The following is a 15,098-nucleotide window of genomic DNA, read 5'->3' as shown; positions in this document are numbered from 1 at the left end:
GGCACCCGCTTCGGGCGAAGTGCGCGGGCAACGGCCTTTCTGACGATGCTGCGCCAATCTCTTGCGCCGCCGCCTTGGAGGCGAAGGCCCGCGCGATGACGCCCCGAGCGCATGAAGTCCAAAGCGGCGGCATCACAACCATCAGAAACATCACTCCCAACGCTTTTGATTCGCGATGATGCCCAGCGGGTACCCACGGCGTCCCAGCGACTGGCGCAGGACGATCCGGCTGGCGAAGCGTTCGATGCCGATGTCGTCTTCCAGCATCTTTTCCATCAGCGCCTGAAAGTAGCCGACGCCGGGTGCCACGATCTTCAGCAGGTAGTCGTAGCCGCCGCTGACGTTGTACCACTCGACGATCTCCTCGTACGTCGAGGCGGCTTGCTCGAACTTGCGGAAATCATGCGGCCGGTGGCTGCTGATGGTGACCTCCGAGAACACGGTGACGTGATCCCCCAGTTTTTCCAGCGCGATGTCGGCGCCGTAGCCGCGGATCAGCCCGCACTCCTGCAGCCGCTTGGTGCGAAGGAGACAGGGGCTGGGGCTGAGGCCCAACGACGCCGCCAGGTCGACGTTCGAGCAGCGTCCCTCGCGCTGGAGATGCACAAGGATCTTGAGGTCAAACCTGTCGAACGGAACTGCCGAGCTCATGGCGCGATGGTAGGGTCAAGTCGGCGGCATGCGCTGCGCCTCGGCAAGCGATTCGTCGAGCGCATCGATCACCATGCCGGCTTGCTCCGCCGACAGCACCAGGGGCGGACGGATCTTGAGCACGTTGTGCCCCTGCGCGCAGGCACTGAGCAGCACGCCCTTGTCGCGCATCAGGTTGACCACGCGGCTGGTGAGGCCGCGGTCCGGCGCCCGGGTCTTGCGGTCCGACACGAGCTCGACGCCCACGAAGAGCCCCGCGCCTCGCACGTCACCGATGGCTTCATGCTTGGCAGCGAGCCCGGCGATGCCGTCGAGCAGCAATTTGCCGATCTTGGCTGCGTGCGGCACCAGCCGTTCCCGTTCGATGGTCTCCAACACCGCCAGGGCCGCTGCGCATGAGACGGTGTTGCCGGCGAAGGTATTGAAGTAGCGCGAGTGCTTGCCGAATTCCGCCAGGGCGTCGGCCGTCGCGAGGAGACCCGCAATCGGCTGGCCGTTGCCCATCGGCTTGCCCAGGGTGACGATGTCGGGAACGAGGCCGTGGCGCTGGAAGCCCCACATGTGCTCGCCGGTGCGGCCGAAGCCCGGCTGCACCTCGTCGGCGATGAACAGGCCGCCCGCGCGCTTGATCGCTTCGACCGCCCCCTTCAGAAAGCCCGCAGGCCCGGGCAGGATACCGTCGCTGGTGAAAAGCGAATCGACGATCAAGGCCGCCGGCTTGATGCCGTGCCGCTGCAGGTCGGCAATCGCCGCCTCGACGTCGCGCGTGAAACGTTCGCCAAGGTCGGCGCCTTCGGCGTGGTATTGGCGCGGTGCCGGCACCAGGCGAACGTGCGGGCCGAGGTCGACGGTCGCGCCGAGTGATGGCGAGAACTGCGACACGGCGTCGGTGATGCCGTGGTAGGCGGTGTCGGTGACGATCACACCCGTGCCGCCGGTGCGCACCTTGGCGACGCGATAGGCCAGGTCGTTGGCCTCGCTGCCGGTACATGTCAGCATCAGGTGGGCAAGGTCCGTTCCGGGCACGCTGGCGATCAGACGCTCGGCCAGCTCGAGAATGGTGTCGTGGAGGTATCGCGTGTTGGTCGCGAGCGTCTGCACCTGGCGGCAGATCGCCTCGGTCACCGCGGGATGGCAGTGCCCGAGCGAGGTGACGTTGTTGTAGACGTCGAGGTAGCGGCGGCCTTCGGGGTCCATCAGCCACACGCCGTCGCCGCGCACGATGTGCAGCGGGTGTTCGTACATCAGCCGGTAAGCCGGGCCGAGCAACGCGTTGCGCCGCTCGATCATGGCCTCGGTGGCGGGCCCGACATTGGCGCGGCCGGGGATGTAGGCGTTGACCATGTTGAAGTCAGCGGTGGTTTTCATGAAGAGGTTCCATTTCGTGTGGAGGTCAGCAAGCGGTCGCGTGATTCGTGGCGGGAGAGGTCCGCCATCTGAGACAGCGCCTCCCAGGCCGCGGGGTTGTGACGCATGATGTAGGCGCGGTTTTCGGGATAGCGCAGGGCGCGCCACTCCGAGATCAACGCCGTGATGAGGTGGCGTGTCGCCATCAGGTCGGCGACGACGTCCTGCTCCGGCTCGGTCAGCGGCAGAACGGCCTGGTAGGCAGCGACGAACTGCGCCGGTCCCTCGAACGGGTCGGTGCTGCCGGTCATGTGGAAGGCGGCAGCCGTCGCCACCTCGCCGACCAGTGGCGCATGCAGCATGTCGCCAAAGTCGATGATGCCGGTGATGCGCGCCTGGTCGTCCGGCGCGACCAGCACGTTGTAGAGGTGATAGTCGTTGTGGATCACCTGCGCCCGGAGCGACGCAAGCCGAGGCAACACATGGTCGGTGAAGCGCGTCATGAACGACTGGGCCAGCGCGCGTCGTGGTCCTTCGACCAGGCTGTCGAGTTGCACGGTGAGGCGATGCGCGGCCGACACGTTCCACAGCAGGTCGTGCGTGGCCGCGGGGTGCGTGAAGCCTTGCAGAGCCAGGTTCAGTTCGGCCAAGCCTTTGCCCATCGCCACGCGCTGCGCAGCGGTGCGCGGTGTCTCCCGGATCTGGATGCCCGCCAGGTAGGTGAGCATGCGCACGGTGGTCTGGGTGCCATCGGCGAGCGTCACGGTGTCACGCGCGCGGCCGTCCAGCGTTCGCACGATGCGGGGCACAGGCTGGCTCGGCGATATGCGGGCGATGTGCTCGAGTGCGGCGATCTGGAAATCGACCAGCGACACTGGCTCGGAGGGGTTGCTGATCTTGAACACGTAGCGGGTGCCATCAGCGGACTCGACGGCGCAATTCTGATCGCGCTCGCCGGCCAGCGCCTTCACGCTGCCGTCGATGCCGTAGAGGCGCGCCACCAGCGCCTGCACCTCGGCTGGCGCCAGGTTGGGCGCCGCGGTGCTCAGCGCAGCAAGCTCGCTCGAGCGTCCTTCAGGCGTCGCCCCCTGGGGTCCAGGGTGGGAGTCGGGGCTGAACATCAGAGTCCGAGCAGTGCCGGAAGCTGGCGAACGTCTGTCAAGCGGCTCACGCCGTATTCGGTCGACGTCGGCTCGTGACCGCGGTCGATGAAGGCCTTGGCCATGAAGCCCAGGTCGGAGGCCGTCATCAGGTCATACCGGAAACTCGACGAGACATGCATCATCTGACCGGGCCCGCAGCCGAGCCGGTCGAACATGTGCTCGAAGGCTTGCATGCGCGGCTTGTACGCGCGCGCTTCCTCGGCGGTGTAGACCGCGTGGAAAGGCGCCTTCAGGTGCGCAACGCTGTGAGGGATGAGGTCGGTCATCGAGTTCGACAGAATCACCAGCGGCACATGCGGCGCAATCGCCTCCAGCACCTCGACCACGTTCGGGTGCGGCTGCCAGGTTGGCACGGCGTCGTACAAAGCGACCGCATCCGATGCCACGCATTCGACGCCATGCGCCTTGCAGGCACGCTGGATGGAGTTCTCCACCACGTCGAAGAAGGGCTTCCATTCGCCCAACACCTCATCGAGGCGATAGGCTTTGAAACTGTCCAGGAATGCCGGCATCCGGTCGGCCGATACGCGGTCCTTGAACAGGACTTTTGCCGTCGGCCCCATCTCGAAGTTGATGAGCGTGCCATAGCAGTCGAAGCTGATGAATTTGGGTTTGAAGATCATGTGTAGACCTGCTGCGTTGAGGTGAAACAAGTCTAGGACTGCCCCCTCTACAGGAGATGCCATATCGCAGCGGATCCCGAGCAGTTTCTTTGTCAATCCGCAGGGGGTCTGGCATTTTTTGGTGGTGCTGTTCGGGGTCTGAGACGCACTGGGTGTTTGCGGGGGTGGAACATGCGCTGCTTGCAATGGCTGCGGTATTTGCAGCGATCTCCAGAAAGATTGACATGGCTCGCTATAGTTGAACAATCTCTACGGGCGCCCAGCCCGCCTGGTTCCTCGATGCAAGCCTCGGACACGTCACTTCTTTTGTTGCTGCAGGCCCTTGAGGTTGAACTGCACAAGCCAGCAGCGCGCAGCGACACCGAAAGGCTCGACGCGCTCTTGCACGACGACTTCCGAGAATTTGGCCGTCCCGGAGCCGCCTACGCCAAGGCGGACATCCTGTCGCGGCTGCCTGCGCAAGCGCAGCATGCGGTCGTTGTCGCGGACCGCTTCGAGGTGAGGCGCCTCGGTGAAGTCGTCGCTCTGCTCACTTACCGCTCAGCGCATCTTCTGGCCAACGGAACGCTTGACCGATTTACCCTGCGCTCCTCGGTCTGGGAGCGCTCGACGCTGGGGTGGCAGATGAGCTTCCACCAGGGCACCCCGACCGCTCCCTACGAACCCGCAGCGCCGGCCGCGCCCAGCTGATCGGGCGATCGACCGAAATTGCACCATCAACGAAGTGCAGACGGCCGCGTCCCGAAAACAGCATCGTCCCAGGGCACAGACTCATCAGCGTGTTCCGGCCTTGCCAGTGAAAACCGCCAGTTGATCCGCAAAAGCGCGCTGGTAGGCCGGCCTCGCCTCGCCGCGCGCGATGTAGGCGCACAGGCTCGCATAGGGGTCCAGCAATCCCGAACCGCTCAACCTGCGCAGCACCGTCACCATCAGCAGGTCGCCAGCGCTGAAAGCACCATCGAGCCAATCGGCATCGCCGAGCCGACTGGAAAGCTCGCCCAGCCTTGTACGCACGCGATCCTCCAGGACAGGCAGGCGTTCGCCGTACCAAGTCTTGTCGCGCTCCACGAGCGTGGCGATTTCGCGATCGAGGATGGGCGGCTCCATCGTGTTGAGCGCGGCAAACATCCAAGTGATCGCGCGCGCACGTGCTGTCGGATCGCCTGGCAGCAGGCCGGCGTGGCGCTCGGCGATATGGAACACGATGGCTCCTGACTCGAACAGCGCGAGACCGCCTTCTTCATAGGTTGGAATCTGCCCGAATGGGTGAAGCGCACGGTGCGCGGGCTCCTTCATCTCCTTGAACGAAACGAGGCGAACATCGTAGGGCTGCCCCACTTCTTCGAGCGCCCAGCGAACGCGCATGTCGCGCGCCAGTCCCCTGCCGCGGTCAGGCGACCGCTCGAAGGCGGTGATGGTGGGTTTCATAGGACGTCCCCGCTGATTTGAACTGACCCTCGGCAGCTTGCCGGCCACACCTCAACGCGTTGGCACGGCAGGGGACACCCGGTTCTTGCGGTAGGAGTTCTTGAGCAGGATCTTGCCGGCCCGGAAAGTGAACAGATCGCAGCCTTGAACTTCAACGCGCGTTCCGTCCGTGCGCGTTCCGGTAAACGTCCACTCCGATACGCCACGGTCTCCGTGGACGAAATGGCGCGCGTTGCCCCAGTGGGCATCGGGAAAGGCGGCCCAGACCTCGGCGAAGCCAGCTCGCACGGCCTCGACGCCGACGTATCGGGTGCCGCAGGCATCGGCGCCGGCAGACGATTCGAAGACGCAGTCGTCTGTCATGAACGACATGAGGGCATCGACATCGTGGCGATTCCACGCGTCGGCAAATGCTTGCAGTACGTCCGTGGTCATTTCGGGAATCGCGATTTGCATGATGGGCACCTCTGAGAGCCTTCGCGCGGGTGTTCAGTTTACTGAGTTCAGCTTGGCGATGGGGAAATCGGGCGAGCGGCGGACCACCGCGCGAATCTCCTCCATCAGCGCGCGCGCACCCGGCGACGGGAATGCGCCGAGGCGTTGGGTGAGCCCGATCTCGCGCCGCGTTTCGTCGAGCGGAAAGTCGAGCACGACGAGGCTGCCGTCGCGAATCTCATAGCGCAGCTGGTGGGCCGAGATGGCCGTCAGCATGTCGCTCTCCAGCAGCAGGCCGCGCAGCACCGCAAGGTCGCCGGTCTCCACCGCCGGAACGGGAGGCGCTTGCCGCGCGGCGGAAAAAAAGCGCTCCAGCAGTTCGCGCGACGGCGTGCCGTGCCGCGAAAGCGCCCAGGTCGCCTGGCGCAAGGCATCGAAGTCGACGCGCGCGGCGCGCGCCAGCGGATGACCGGCACGGGCAATCACCGAGATGCGGTCTTCGAACAGCGCTTCCTGCTGCAGGTCGCCGGCCTCCGCGCCGCTGCGCAGCGCGCCGAGAATGAAGTCGATGTCGCCGTTTCGCAGCGAGGCCGCCAAAGCGTCGTACGGGCTTTCGACGGTCGCGATGTGCAGCCCTGGATGGCGTGCCAGCAGCGAGGCGATGGCCAGCGGCAGGATCTGTGTGCGCCCGAGCGGCAGCGCACCGACGTTCACGCTGCCTTGCAGCATGCCCTCGCTCGCGGCAATGTCGGGTCCGATATGGCGCAGCTCCGCGAGCACGCGCTTGAAGTGGAAGGCCACGATCTCGCCCGCCGGCGTGGGCACGAGGCCACGCGTCCTGCGTTCGAGCAGCGCGACGCCGAGGCCGCCTTCGAGGTCCTTCAGCGCGCGGCTGATGGCAGGCTGCGTGATGCCGAATTCGCGCGCAACCGCGGGCATGTTGCGCTTCTCCACCAAGCTCGCGATCACCGCGAGGCGCCGGCCGTTGAGGATCGACGCGAAAAGCGAATGCGCGTCGGCCGAGGCGCCGAGGCCGCCGCGCGCCACGAGCTGCGTGCGCGCGTCCTCGAACTCGCGCTCGATGCGACGCGCGCGCACCAGCACGAGGTCGCCATACGAGTTCAACGTCATGCCGCGCGCGCCGCGGTCGAACAGTGCCTGGCCCAGCGTGCCTTCGAGTTCGGAAATGGACCGCGTGACGCCCGAGGCAACACGGAACAGCTGCTCCTCCGCGGCCCTGGCGATGCTGCCGGCCGCGGCCACGGCCGAGAACGCGTGCAGGTGCCGCAGGTTGATGGCCAGCGCACCAGCATGCGCCCGGTCGATAACTTTGTCTCGTGGGTGCACGGGCTTTGCTTCTTGCAGATGTTCTCTCCAGGAGGAGCCGGCCGGCTCCGCGGTAAACCCTGAACGATAAAAAAGTCTGATGGTAGGCCAACCCGAACTCACCCCACGCGGCGGTTCGGCGAATCACACTTGCCGCAAGGGCTGGCGCACGCTTTTGCGCCGGCAAGCACCACCAAGCCACCCACGGAACTGCCAATGATCATCGACTGCCATGGCCACTACACCACGGCGCCCAAGGCGCTGGAGAACTGGCGCAACCAGCAGATCGCGGGCCTCGCGGATCCCGCGCTGAAGCCGCGCGCCGCCGACCTCAAGATCAGCGACGACGAATTGCGCGAGTCGATCGAGGGAAACCAGCTGCGCCTCATGAAGGAGCGCGGCAGCGACCTGACGATCTTCAGCCCGCGTGCGAGCTTCATGGCGCATCACATCGGCGATTTCGAAACGTCGTCGACCTGGGCCGCCATCTGCAATGAGCTGTGCTTTCGCGTGAGCGAGCTGTTTCCGGACCACTTCATCGGCGCGGCCATGCTGCCGCAGTCGCCGGGCGTGGACCCGCGCAGCTGCATTCAGGAACTGGAGCGCTGCGTGCGCGAATACGGCTTCGTGGCGATCAACCTCAACCCCGATCCCTCGGGCGGACACTGGACTTCGCCGCCGCTGTCGGACCGCCACTGGTATCCGCTCTACGAAAAGATGGTCGAGCACGACATCCCGGCCATGGTGCACGTGAGCACCAGCTGCAACGCCTGCTTCCACACCACCGGTGCGCACTACTTGAATGCCGACACCACGGCCTTCATGCAGTGCCTCACTTCGGACCTGTTCACCGACTTTCCGACGCTGCGCTTCGTGATTCCGCACGGCGGCGGGGCCGTGCCCTACCACTGGGGGCGTTTCCGCGGGCTGGCGCAGGAGATGAAGAAGCCGCTGCTCAAGGACCACCTGCTGAACAACATCTTCTTCGACACCTGCGTGTACCACCAGCCGGGCATCGACTTGCTGACGCGCGTGATCCCGGTCGACAACATTTTGTTCGCAAGCGAAATGATCGGCGCTGTGCGCGGCATCGATCCGGAGACAGGCTTCTTCTACGACGACACGCGTCGCTACATCGATTCGACACCCATGCTCGATGCCGAGGCGCGGCACAAGGTGTTCGAAGGCAATGCACGCCGCGTGTACCCGCGCCTTGACCGCGCACTCATCGCCAAGGGACTCTGATCTCATGACTACCTCCAACACCCTTCAACAGCTCGGCGTGGTTCACCGTCAAATCACGCGTGCGGACGCCGCCGCCGTCGAAAAGCTTTCGCGCTTCGGCGTCTCCACTGTGCACGAGGCGCTCGGCCGGCTCGGCCTGATGCAGCCGCGCATCCGTCCCATCCATCCCGATGCGCGCTTCTGCGGACCCGTCGTCACCGTGCTGCTGCAGCCTGGCGACAACTGGATGCTGCATGTGGCGGCCGAACAGATCCAACCCGGCGACGTGGTCGTTGCGGCCTGCACCAGCGACAGCACCGACGGCTTCTTCGGCGACTTGCTCGCCACCTCGTTCAAGGCGCGCGGCTGCAAGGGCCTGGTGATCGACGGCGGCGTGCGCGACGTGCGGGACCTCAACGCCATGGGCTTCCCGGTGTTCAGCCGCGCCATTCATGCGAAGGGAACGATCAAGGCATCGCTCGGCTCGGTCAACGTGCCTGTGGTTTGCGCGGGCGCCCTGGTATATCCGGGCGACGTGGTGGTGGCCGACATCGACGGCGTTGTGGTGGTGCCCGCTGCGCGCGCGCAGCAGGTGGCCGATGCGGCCGAAGCGCGCGAAGCCAACGAGACGGCCAAGCGCGAGCGCTTCGCGGCCGGCGAGCTTGGGCTGGACGTGTATGCCATGCGCGAGCTGCTGGCCAAGGCCGGCCTGCGCTACGTCGACTGACCACGCGAATGAGGCAACGAATGACGACACCGATCCAGGGCCTTTGCTCGATGGCGACTCGCGGGCTGCTCGATGAACTCGCGGCCACGTATGCGCAGCACACGGGCGTGCCGGTCTCCTTCATGGCCATCGGCGGTGTCGAGGCCGCCCGGCGCGTATCGGCGGGCGAGCTGTTTGACGTGGTGGTGCTGGCCTCGGACGCCATCGACAAGCTGGTGGCAGCGGGCAAACTCGATGCCGCGGGCAGGGTCGACCTGGTGCGTTCGGGCGTGGCGGTGGCGGTTCCTGCCGGTGCGCCGCATCCCGATATTTCCACCGAAGAGGCGCTGCGCCGCGCCGTGCGGGCAGCACCGCGCATCGCTTACTCAACCGGCCCGAGCGGCATCGCGCTGATGGCGCTGTTCGATCGCTGGGGCATCGCCGGCGACGTCCAGAGCCACTTGGTGCAGGCGCCCCCGGGCGTGCCTGTCGCATCGCTGCTGGCACGCGGCGAGGCCGAGCTGGGATTCCAGCAATTGAGCGAGCTCATCGGCGCCTGCGGCATCGCGCTGATCGGCTCGTTGCCGCCTGCGATCCAGATCACGACCGTCTTCTCGGCTGCGCCGGCCGCACCGGCCCCACCGGGTATCGGCGGCGGCGCACAGCCGGAGGCGGTGCGCGCGCTGCTCGCGTTCATGGGCTCGGTGGAGAGCGCCGGCGCCAAACGCCGCCACGGCATGGAACCCGCCTGAAGCACTGCGCCTGGCGCAGGTCTGGGGGCGGGAACGGCCTGTGGCTATCGGCAGGCGAAGCTGGCGGCCGATTCGAGGCTGCCGCCCATGTAGACCGCCGTCTGCGGGTACGGGCACAGCGGCCGTGTGCGGGCAGGCGACCAGTCGGCCGGCACTTCGGCGTTGACCACGTTGGCGCCGGGCCCGCGCGCGTTGGCAGTCACGGCCGCGGGCGCCTTGCCCTGTTCCACCCACGCGACCAGCGGTGCCAGCATGTCGAACTGGTCGGTGGCCGGGCCGCCGCTGCAATGGTTCATGCCGGGCACCGGGAAGAAGCGGGCAAAGCCGGACGCATCGCCGCCGTTGGCCGCGCGCAGCTGCTCGTACCAGTGCGTCGTGTCGTCGGACGAGAACACCGCATCGCTGGTGCCGTGGTAGACGATGAGCTTGCTGCCGCGCTCGCGAAGCGCCGACAGGTTGGCGGGGTTGGGCGGCGTCATGAACGACATCGCGGACTCGGTGTAGAGCGTCGTGCTCGCGAAGATGGTCGGCGCATCGGTGTCCATGCTGAAGCCCAGCGCAAAGTCGATGCCCGGCGGGCGGCTGGTGCCCAGCGGCGGCGTGCTGAAGACGAAGCCCACGGCGGCCGTGTCGAGGTTCTGCGAGTTGGCAAACTCCCACTGGCGCCAGTCGGCGCCCTTGATGCCGGCGTCGTACGGAAAGCTGCTGTACAGCGGCGTGCCGGCGCTGTTGCGCGCGCCCGAGAAGATGTTGTCGAGCACGGTTTTCTGCGTGGCCGTGAGGCAGCTGCCGTTGCGCGCGGCACCGCAGGTGGGCACGGCGCTCGCCAGGTCGAAAGCCTGCTTGCAGCTCTGCACGTCCGCCACGATGCCGTCCGTTGCGCCGTCGAGGGCGTCGCAGCGCGCGAGCACCGCATTGGCCACCGTGGTCATTTCCGCGGGCGTGAAGGCGGTCTGCAGGTCCGGCTTGCCGGCCGGCGTGGTGGCGGTGGTCACCTTGGCATATTGCTGCACGCCATAGAGCTGGGCCACCGCAGCCTTCGGCAGGTTGAAACCGGGGTTGCCGGCCAGGATGCCGTCGTACTGGTTCGCGGACCGCGCCGCGGCCACCATCGCATGGCGGCCTCCGTTGGAGCAGCCGCCGAAGTAGGAACGGTCGGGCCCGCGACCGTAGGCCTTGGCGATCAGGTTCTTGGCCATCGGCGTGAGTTGGGCGACGGCGTTGTAGCCGTAGTCCAGGCGCGCCTGCGGGTCGATGCCGAAGGTCGGAATCTGCGCGCCCGAGTGCCCCGCGTCGGAGCTGATCACTGCAAAGCCGCGGTGCAGCGCGGTGCTCGTGGGTGCGCCGCCGCCGATGCTGCCCGTTGCGCGCGCCACGTTGCCGTCGAGTCCGCCGTTGGCCTGGTAGAAGAACCGGCCGTTCCAGCTGACCGGCAGGCGCATCTCGAAGCCGATGGCGTAGGTCTTGCCATCGACGCTGCTGGTGCGCTGGTTCATCTGGCCCTGCACCAGGCAGTGCTCCGGCGTTGGCGTGCCTACGCCGGCGACGACGAGCGTGCCGGCCGCGACCGTCGTGATGCTGGTGTAGACCGTATTGCCGAATGCCGCCGCGCCTGCCAGATCGGCGCACGCCTGCAGCGTGCCGGGGCGCGCTTCAGTCAGCGGGGAGCCGCCAGACGAAGGCGTCGCTGGAACGAACCCGAAGCCACCTGCGCCGCCACCACCACCACCACCGCCGCCGCAGGCGGCGAGCAGCGAGGCTGCGGCCCATGCGGCGCAGGTCGGGCGCCATGAAGAGAACATGATCCGGTTCATCCGTGTCTCCTTGCCGGGTCGTGCCGGCTTTGATGAAGTTATTTGAGATAACCAATATAGTTTTGTTAAATAACTAAAAAATAGGGCAAACCCTCAAACCAGGCGACGGGTTGCGCCTTGTTTTCGCCTTGGTCAGGCGATGGGTCCCGGGATGTGTCAAAGTGCGACCGACACTTACAGGATTCACTCAAAGCGCATCGTGTTTCGCCGACCCTCCATCACCTACCGGACGGTGGCCTTCGTGGCCATGGTCTGCCTCGGCCTGCTGGCGATCGACGGATGGAACAGCTGGCAGTCGCGCACGGAGCAACTGCATCAGATGAACGTGGCGGCGTCGAACCTCGCGCGCGCCATGGCGCAGCAGGCGGACGACACGCTCAAGGCGGCCGACTCGGCGTTGGTCGGCATCGTCGAGCGTGTCGAGCACGACGGCACCGGTCCGGCGGCGGTCGAGCGGCTTCGCAAGGTGCTTGCCGCGCAGGTCGATGAATTTCCGCACCTGAACGGCCTGCACATCTACGACCAGGACGGCAACTGGGTCGCGAACTCGCGGCGGATCCCGCCGCAGAACCTCAACAATGCGAACCGCGAGTACTTCATCTTTCACCGCACGAACGAGGAGCGCGGACCGCACATCGGCATTCCGGTGAAGAGCCGGACCAGCGGCGAACTGCTCGTGCCGGTGTCTCGTCGCATCAACCATCCGGACGGCAGTTTTGCGGGGGTGGCGCTTGCGACGATCGACGTCGACTTCTTCATGAAGTTCTACGACAGCCTCGACATCGGCGAGGCGGGCGCGGTGGGGCTGGTGCTTGACAACGGAACGATGATGGCCCGCCGGCCCTACAGCCCCGACGTGGTCGGGCGCGACATGCGGGAGACGGGCCTCTTTCGTGCCTACGTCGAGCAGGGCGCGGTCGGCACCGCGTACATCCGCTCGGCGCAGGACGGCACGATGCGGTTGAACAGTTTCCGCCGCCTCGAAAACTATCCGCTGTTCGTGTCCGCGGCCTTGTCCAAGGACGAGATCCTGGCCAACTGGTGGCGCGAAACGATCTGGCATTCGGTCGGCGTGCTGCTGCTCGCGCTGGTGGTCGGTTTTGTCGGATGGCGGCTGGTCAAGCAGTTCCAGCTCCAGGTCCAGACCGAGGACAAGCTGCGGCAGGCACGCGATGCGCTCGAGTCGCTGAACAAGACGCTCAATACGCTGGCCATGGAAGACGGGCTGACCGGGCTCGCGAACCGCCGGCAGTTCGACGTGACGCTCGACAACGAGTTCGGCCGCGCAATGCGCAATGCGAGCACGCTCGCGCTGATCATGATGGATGTGGACTGCTTCAAGCAGTACAACGACATCTACGGCCACGCGGCCGGCGACGAGTGCCTGCAGACGATCGGCCGCACCATCGCGCGCGTCGCGGGCCGGCGTCCGGGGGACCTGGCGGCCCGTTATGGCGGCGAAGAGCTGGCGGTGCTGCTGCCGAACACCGACGTGGCCGGCGCCGTCATCCTCGCGGAGCGCATCCGCAGCGCCGTTCGCGACCTGAAGATCGTTCACGCCGGCACTGCGGACGGCTTCGTGACCTTGAGCGCCGGCGTGGATGCGCTCCAGCCGATGCCCGGCGCCACGCAGCCAAAGGAGTTGATCCGCGCCGCGGACCAGGCCCTGTATGCGGCCAAGGCGGGCGGCCGCAATCGCGTGTGCCCATCACCGAAGGCCGTGCCCGCCTAGGCAGAAGCGCCAGCAGCGCAGAGGCGAGCGCGAGCGCGGCGGGCGCCGCATGCCGACGGCGCGGACCTTGCACGCTGAAGCGGTGTCTACCTACAGCAACGCTTGCATGAAAGAGCGAGCTTCGATGGGCCATGAACAAGCTCAAGCACCTGCTGCGCCTGTGCAAGGAGGCCGCCGTGGCCTGGGTGGACGATTACGCGCCGAGCATGGGCGCGGCAATCTCGTACTACACGATGTTCTCGCTGGCGCCGCTGCTGGTGATCGTGATCGCGGTGGCGGGCGCGCTCTTCGGCGTGGAGGCGGTGCAGGGCCAGATCGCCGCGCAGCTGGCGGGTTTGATCGGGCAGGAAGGCGCACTGGCAGTGCAGGCGCTGGTGAAGAGCGCGAACGAGCCGTCGCGCGGGCTGATTGCCGGCGGCATCAGCATCGTGGTGCTGATCGTCGGCGCAACCACCGTGTTTGCCGAGCTGCAAAGCGCGCTCGACCGCATCTGGCATGTCCCCGAGCGCGTGAAGCCCAGCGGCATCTGGGGCATCCTGCGTGCACGCGTGCTGTCGTTCGGGCTGATCCTGGGGCTCGCGTTCCTGCTGATGGTGTCGCTCGTCGTCAGTGCCGTGCTCGCGGCGCTGGGGAACTGGAGTGTCGGGTTCTTTCCGGGCTGGGAGCTGCTGCTTCAAACCCTCAACGCCCTGGTCACGCTGGGCATTCTCACGCTGCTGTTCGCCATGATCTACAAGCTCATGCCGAGCGCGCCGATCGCATGGCCCGATGTGTGGATCGGCGCGGCAGTGACGGCCTTGCTGTTCGAGGTCGGCAAGGTGCTGATCGGCCTCTACCTTGGCAAGAGCAGCGTCACCGAATCCTTCGCCGCGGCCGGATCGCTGGTGGTGCTGCTGGCGTGGGTGTACTACGCGGCGCAGGTCTTCCTGCTCGGCGCGGAATTCACCAAGGTCTATGCCAACGCTCATGGCTCGGTCGCCGCGAGCAAGGCCAAGGCCGCGACGGAAGTGGCGGCGCAGCAAGCGGAACAGGGCACCGAGAGCGCTGCCGTGCGGCAGCACGCAACGGGCGACATCGAAACGCTCGAGGAGGTCGAAGTCACCCGGGACAGGCTCGAGGAACGCACGCGGGTGGCCGCCGCCAAGCTCCTGCAGCAGGTGGTCGGCCTGTTCGCGATCAGTGTGGCGACCAGCCTGGTGACGTGGCATCGGCGCAGGCTGAGGCGCCGTGGCGCGGCCCGCGCGCGCGGCGCGAGGGCTGTGCGCTGAACGCTAGAGCTTGATTCCCGCGCTCCTGACTGTTGGGCCGAGCACGTCCACCTGCGCCTTGACGAAGGTGTTGAACGCAGCGGTCGTTTCAGGCTTGGCCACGATGCCGAGTTCGGTGAGCTTCTTCTGGATCTCGGGCATCACCAGCACGTCGTTGCAGGCGGCATGGAGCCGCGCGACCACGTCCGCCGGCAGCCTGGCCGGACCGGACAGGCCGAAGAAGTTCTCGAGCACCAGCCTGGGCTGCCCGAGTTCGACAATGGTGGGCACCTCCGGCATCAGGGGCGAGCGCTGCGAGCCCGTCACGGCCAGGGGCAGCAGCTGCCCGCTCTTGAAGAAGGGCACATAGGCCGTGATGACGTCGATGCCCACCGGAATGGTGTTGGCGATCAGGTCGGTGGTCATCGGCGCGCCGCCGCGATAGGGCACGTGCACCATGTTGATCCCCGTGATCTTCTTGAGCAGCTCGCCGTGGATGTGTCCGATGGAGCCGGGGCCTCCGGAGCCGAAGTCGATGCGGCCGTCCTTGCGCGCCGCCGCCTCGAATTCCGCGTAGCTCCGGATGCCGGAGAGCTTGCTGGCCATGATGACCAGCGGCGCGAAGCGGGCCGGGCGACGCAGGCTCCTCG

The 15,098-nt window shown here is 66.6% G+C and carries 15 protein-coding genes; 6 read left to right on the top strand and 9 right to left on the bottom strand.

The features are described from left to right. Positions 1 to 150: 150 nt before the first annotated feature. Genes ASC78_RS02635 through ASC78_RS02620 form a run of 4 tightly spaced genes read right to left on the bottom strand, consistent with a single transcriptional unit; the run spans position 151 to position 3,784 of the window. Complete coding sequence (locus ASC78_RS02635) at positions 151 to 651, bottom strand: Lrp/AsnC family transcriptional regulator (protein ID WP_055795856.1); 501 nt, start codon at positions 649 to 651, stop codon at positions 151 to 153. 15 nt (positions 652 to 666) lie between these two features. After that, positions 667 to 2,019: an aspartate aminotransferase family protein gene (locus ASC78_RS02630; RefSeq protein ID WP_055795854.1), complete on the bottom strand. Its 1,353-nt coding sequence runs from the start codon at positions 2,017 to 2,019 to the stop codon at positions 667 to 669. Then, a complete protein-coding gene (locus tag ASC78_RS02625) occupies positions 2,016 to 3,119 on the bottom strand; it encodes a phosphotransferase (protein ID WP_055795849.1) in 1,104 nt (367 codons plus the stop codon). The genes ASC78_RS02630 and ASC78_RS02625 overlap by 4 nt, the downstream gene beginning before the upstream one ends. Further along, complete coding sequence (locus tag ASC78_RS02620; protein WP_055795845.1) at positions 3,119 to 3,784, bottom strand: haloacid dehalogenase type II; 666 nt, start codon at positions 3,782 to 3,784, stop codon at positions 3,119 to 3,121. The genes ASC78_RS02625 and ASC78_RS02620 overlap by 1 nt, the downstream gene beginning before the upstream one ends. Before the next feature lie 279 nt (positions 3,785 to 4,063). On the opposite strand from ASC78_RS02620, the gene ASC78_RS02615 reads away from it, so the two are divergent. Next, positions 4,064 to 4,474 carry a nuclear transport factor 2 family protein gene (locus tag ASC78_RS02615; protein WP_055795843.1) on the top strand — a complete coding sequence of 137 codons (411 nt, stop codon included), beginning with the start codon at positions 4,064 to 4,066 and terminating at the stop codon, positions 4,472 to 4,474. Positions 4,475 to 4,558: 84 nt separating this feature from the next. Here ASC78_RS02615 and ASC78_RS02610 read toward each other — a convergent pair whose 3' ends face one another. Genes ASC78_RS02610 through ASC78_RS02600 form a run of 3 tightly spaced genes read right to left on the bottom strand, consistent with a single transcriptional unit; the run spans position 4,559 to position 6,994 of the window. Next, positions 4,559 to 5,212 carry a glutathione S-transferase family protein gene (locus ASC78_RS02610; protein ID WP_055795840.1) on the bottom strand — a complete coding sequence of 218 codons (654 nt, stop codon included), beginning with the start codon at positions 5,210 to 5,212 and terminating at the stop codon, positions 4,559 to 4,561. A 51-nt stretch (positions 5,213 to 5,263) separates the two neighbouring features. Further along, positions 5,264 to 5,668, bottom strand: coding sequence for a nuclear transport factor 2 family protein (locus ASC78_RS02605; protein ID WP_055795837.1), 405 nt, complete (start codon positions 5,666 to 5,668; stop codon positions 5,264 to 5,266). A gap of 33 nt (positions 5,669 to 5,701) precedes the next feature. Beyond that, positions 5,702 to 6,994 (bottom strand): LysR family transcriptional regulator, encoded by a 1,293-nt coding sequence (locus tag ASC78_RS02600; RefSeq protein WP_055795834.1) that lies wholly within the window; start codon positions 6,992 to 6,994, stop codon positions 5,702 to 5,704. Between the two features lie 195 nt (positions 6,995 to 7,189). On the opposite strand from ASC78_RS02600, the gene ASC78_RS02595 reads away from it, so the two are divergent. The 3 genes from ASC78_RS02595 to ASC78_RS02585 are packed head-to-tail and all read left to right on the top strand — an operon-like array spanning position 7,190 to position 9,655. Further along, positions 7,190 to 8,218, top strand: a complete 1,029-nt coding sequence (locus ASC78_RS02595) for an amidohydrolase family protein (RefSeq protein ID WP_055795994.1) — start codon at positions 7,190 to 7,192, stop codon at positions 8,216 to 8,218. 4 nt (positions 8,219 to 8,222) lie between these two features. Beyond that, positions 8,223 to 8,924 carry a 4-carboxy-4-hydroxy-2-oxoadipate aldolase/oxaloacetate decarboxylase gene (gene ligK / locus ASC78_RS02590; protein WP_055795832.1) on the top strand — a complete coding sequence of 234 codons (702 nt, stop codon included), beginning with the start codon at positions 8,223 to 8,225 and terminating at the stop codon, positions 8,922 to 8,924. A 20-nt stretch (positions 8,925 to 8,944) separates the two neighbouring features. After that, positions 8,945 to 9,655, top strand: coding sequence for a substrate-binding domain-containing protein (locus ASC78_RS02585; RefSeq protein ID WP_082517396.1), 711 nt, complete (start codon positions 8,945 to 8,947; stop codon positions 9,653 to 9,655). Between the two features lie 44 nt (positions 9,656 to 9,699). On the opposite strand, the gene ASC78_RS02580 is transcribed toward ASC78_RS02585, so the two are convergent. Then, positions 9,700 to 11,469 (bottom strand): tannase/feruloyl esterase family alpha/beta hydrolase, encoded by a 1,770-nt coding sequence (locus ASC78_RS02580; RefSeq protein ID WP_055795826.1) that lies wholly within the window; start codon positions 11,467 to 11,469, stop codon positions 9,700 to 9,702. Between the two features lie 199 nt (positions 11,470 to 11,668). Between ASC78_RS02580 and ASC78_RS02575 the strand changes: the two genes are divergently transcribed. Both ASC78_RS02575 and ASC78_RS02570 read left to right on the top strand, forming a co-directional pair. After that, complete coding sequence (locus ASC78_RS02575) at positions 11,669 to 13,201, top strand: sensor domain-containing diguanylate cyclase (RefSeq protein WP_055795823.1); 1,533 nt, start codon at positions 11,669 to 11,671, stop codon at positions 13,199 to 13,201. A gap of 131 nt (positions 13,202 to 13,332) precedes the next feature. Next, the gene (locus tag ASC78_RS02570; protein ID WP_055795820.1) at positions 13,333 to 14,469 is read left to right on the top strand and encodes a YihY/virulence factor BrkB family protein; all 1,137 of its coding nucleotides are present in this window, start codon (positions 13,333 to 13,335) and stop codon (positions 14,467 to 14,469) included. A gap of 3 nt (positions 14,470 to 14,472) precedes the next feature. Here the strand turns inward: ASC78_RS02570 and ASC78_RS02565 are convergent, their stop codons facing one another. Continuing rightward, positions 14,473 to 15,057 carry a Bug family tripartite tricarboxylate transporter substrate binding protein gene (locus ASC78_RS02565; protein WP_443082701.1) on the bottom strand — a complete coding sequence of 195 codons (585 nt, stop codon included), beginning with the start codon at positions 15,055 to 15,057 and terminating at the stop codon, positions 14,473 to 14,475. Positions 15,058 to 15,098 lie beyond the last annotated feature (41 nt).

This window comes from Variovorax sp. Root318D1 (assembly GCF_001424835.1).
GTDB lineage: Bacteria > Pseudomonadota > Gammaproteobacteria > Burkholderiales > Burkholderiaceae_C > Variovorax.
The sequence above is the reverse complement of the archived record's forward strand: the minus strand, read 5'-3'. Positions and strand labels throughout refer to the sequence as shown.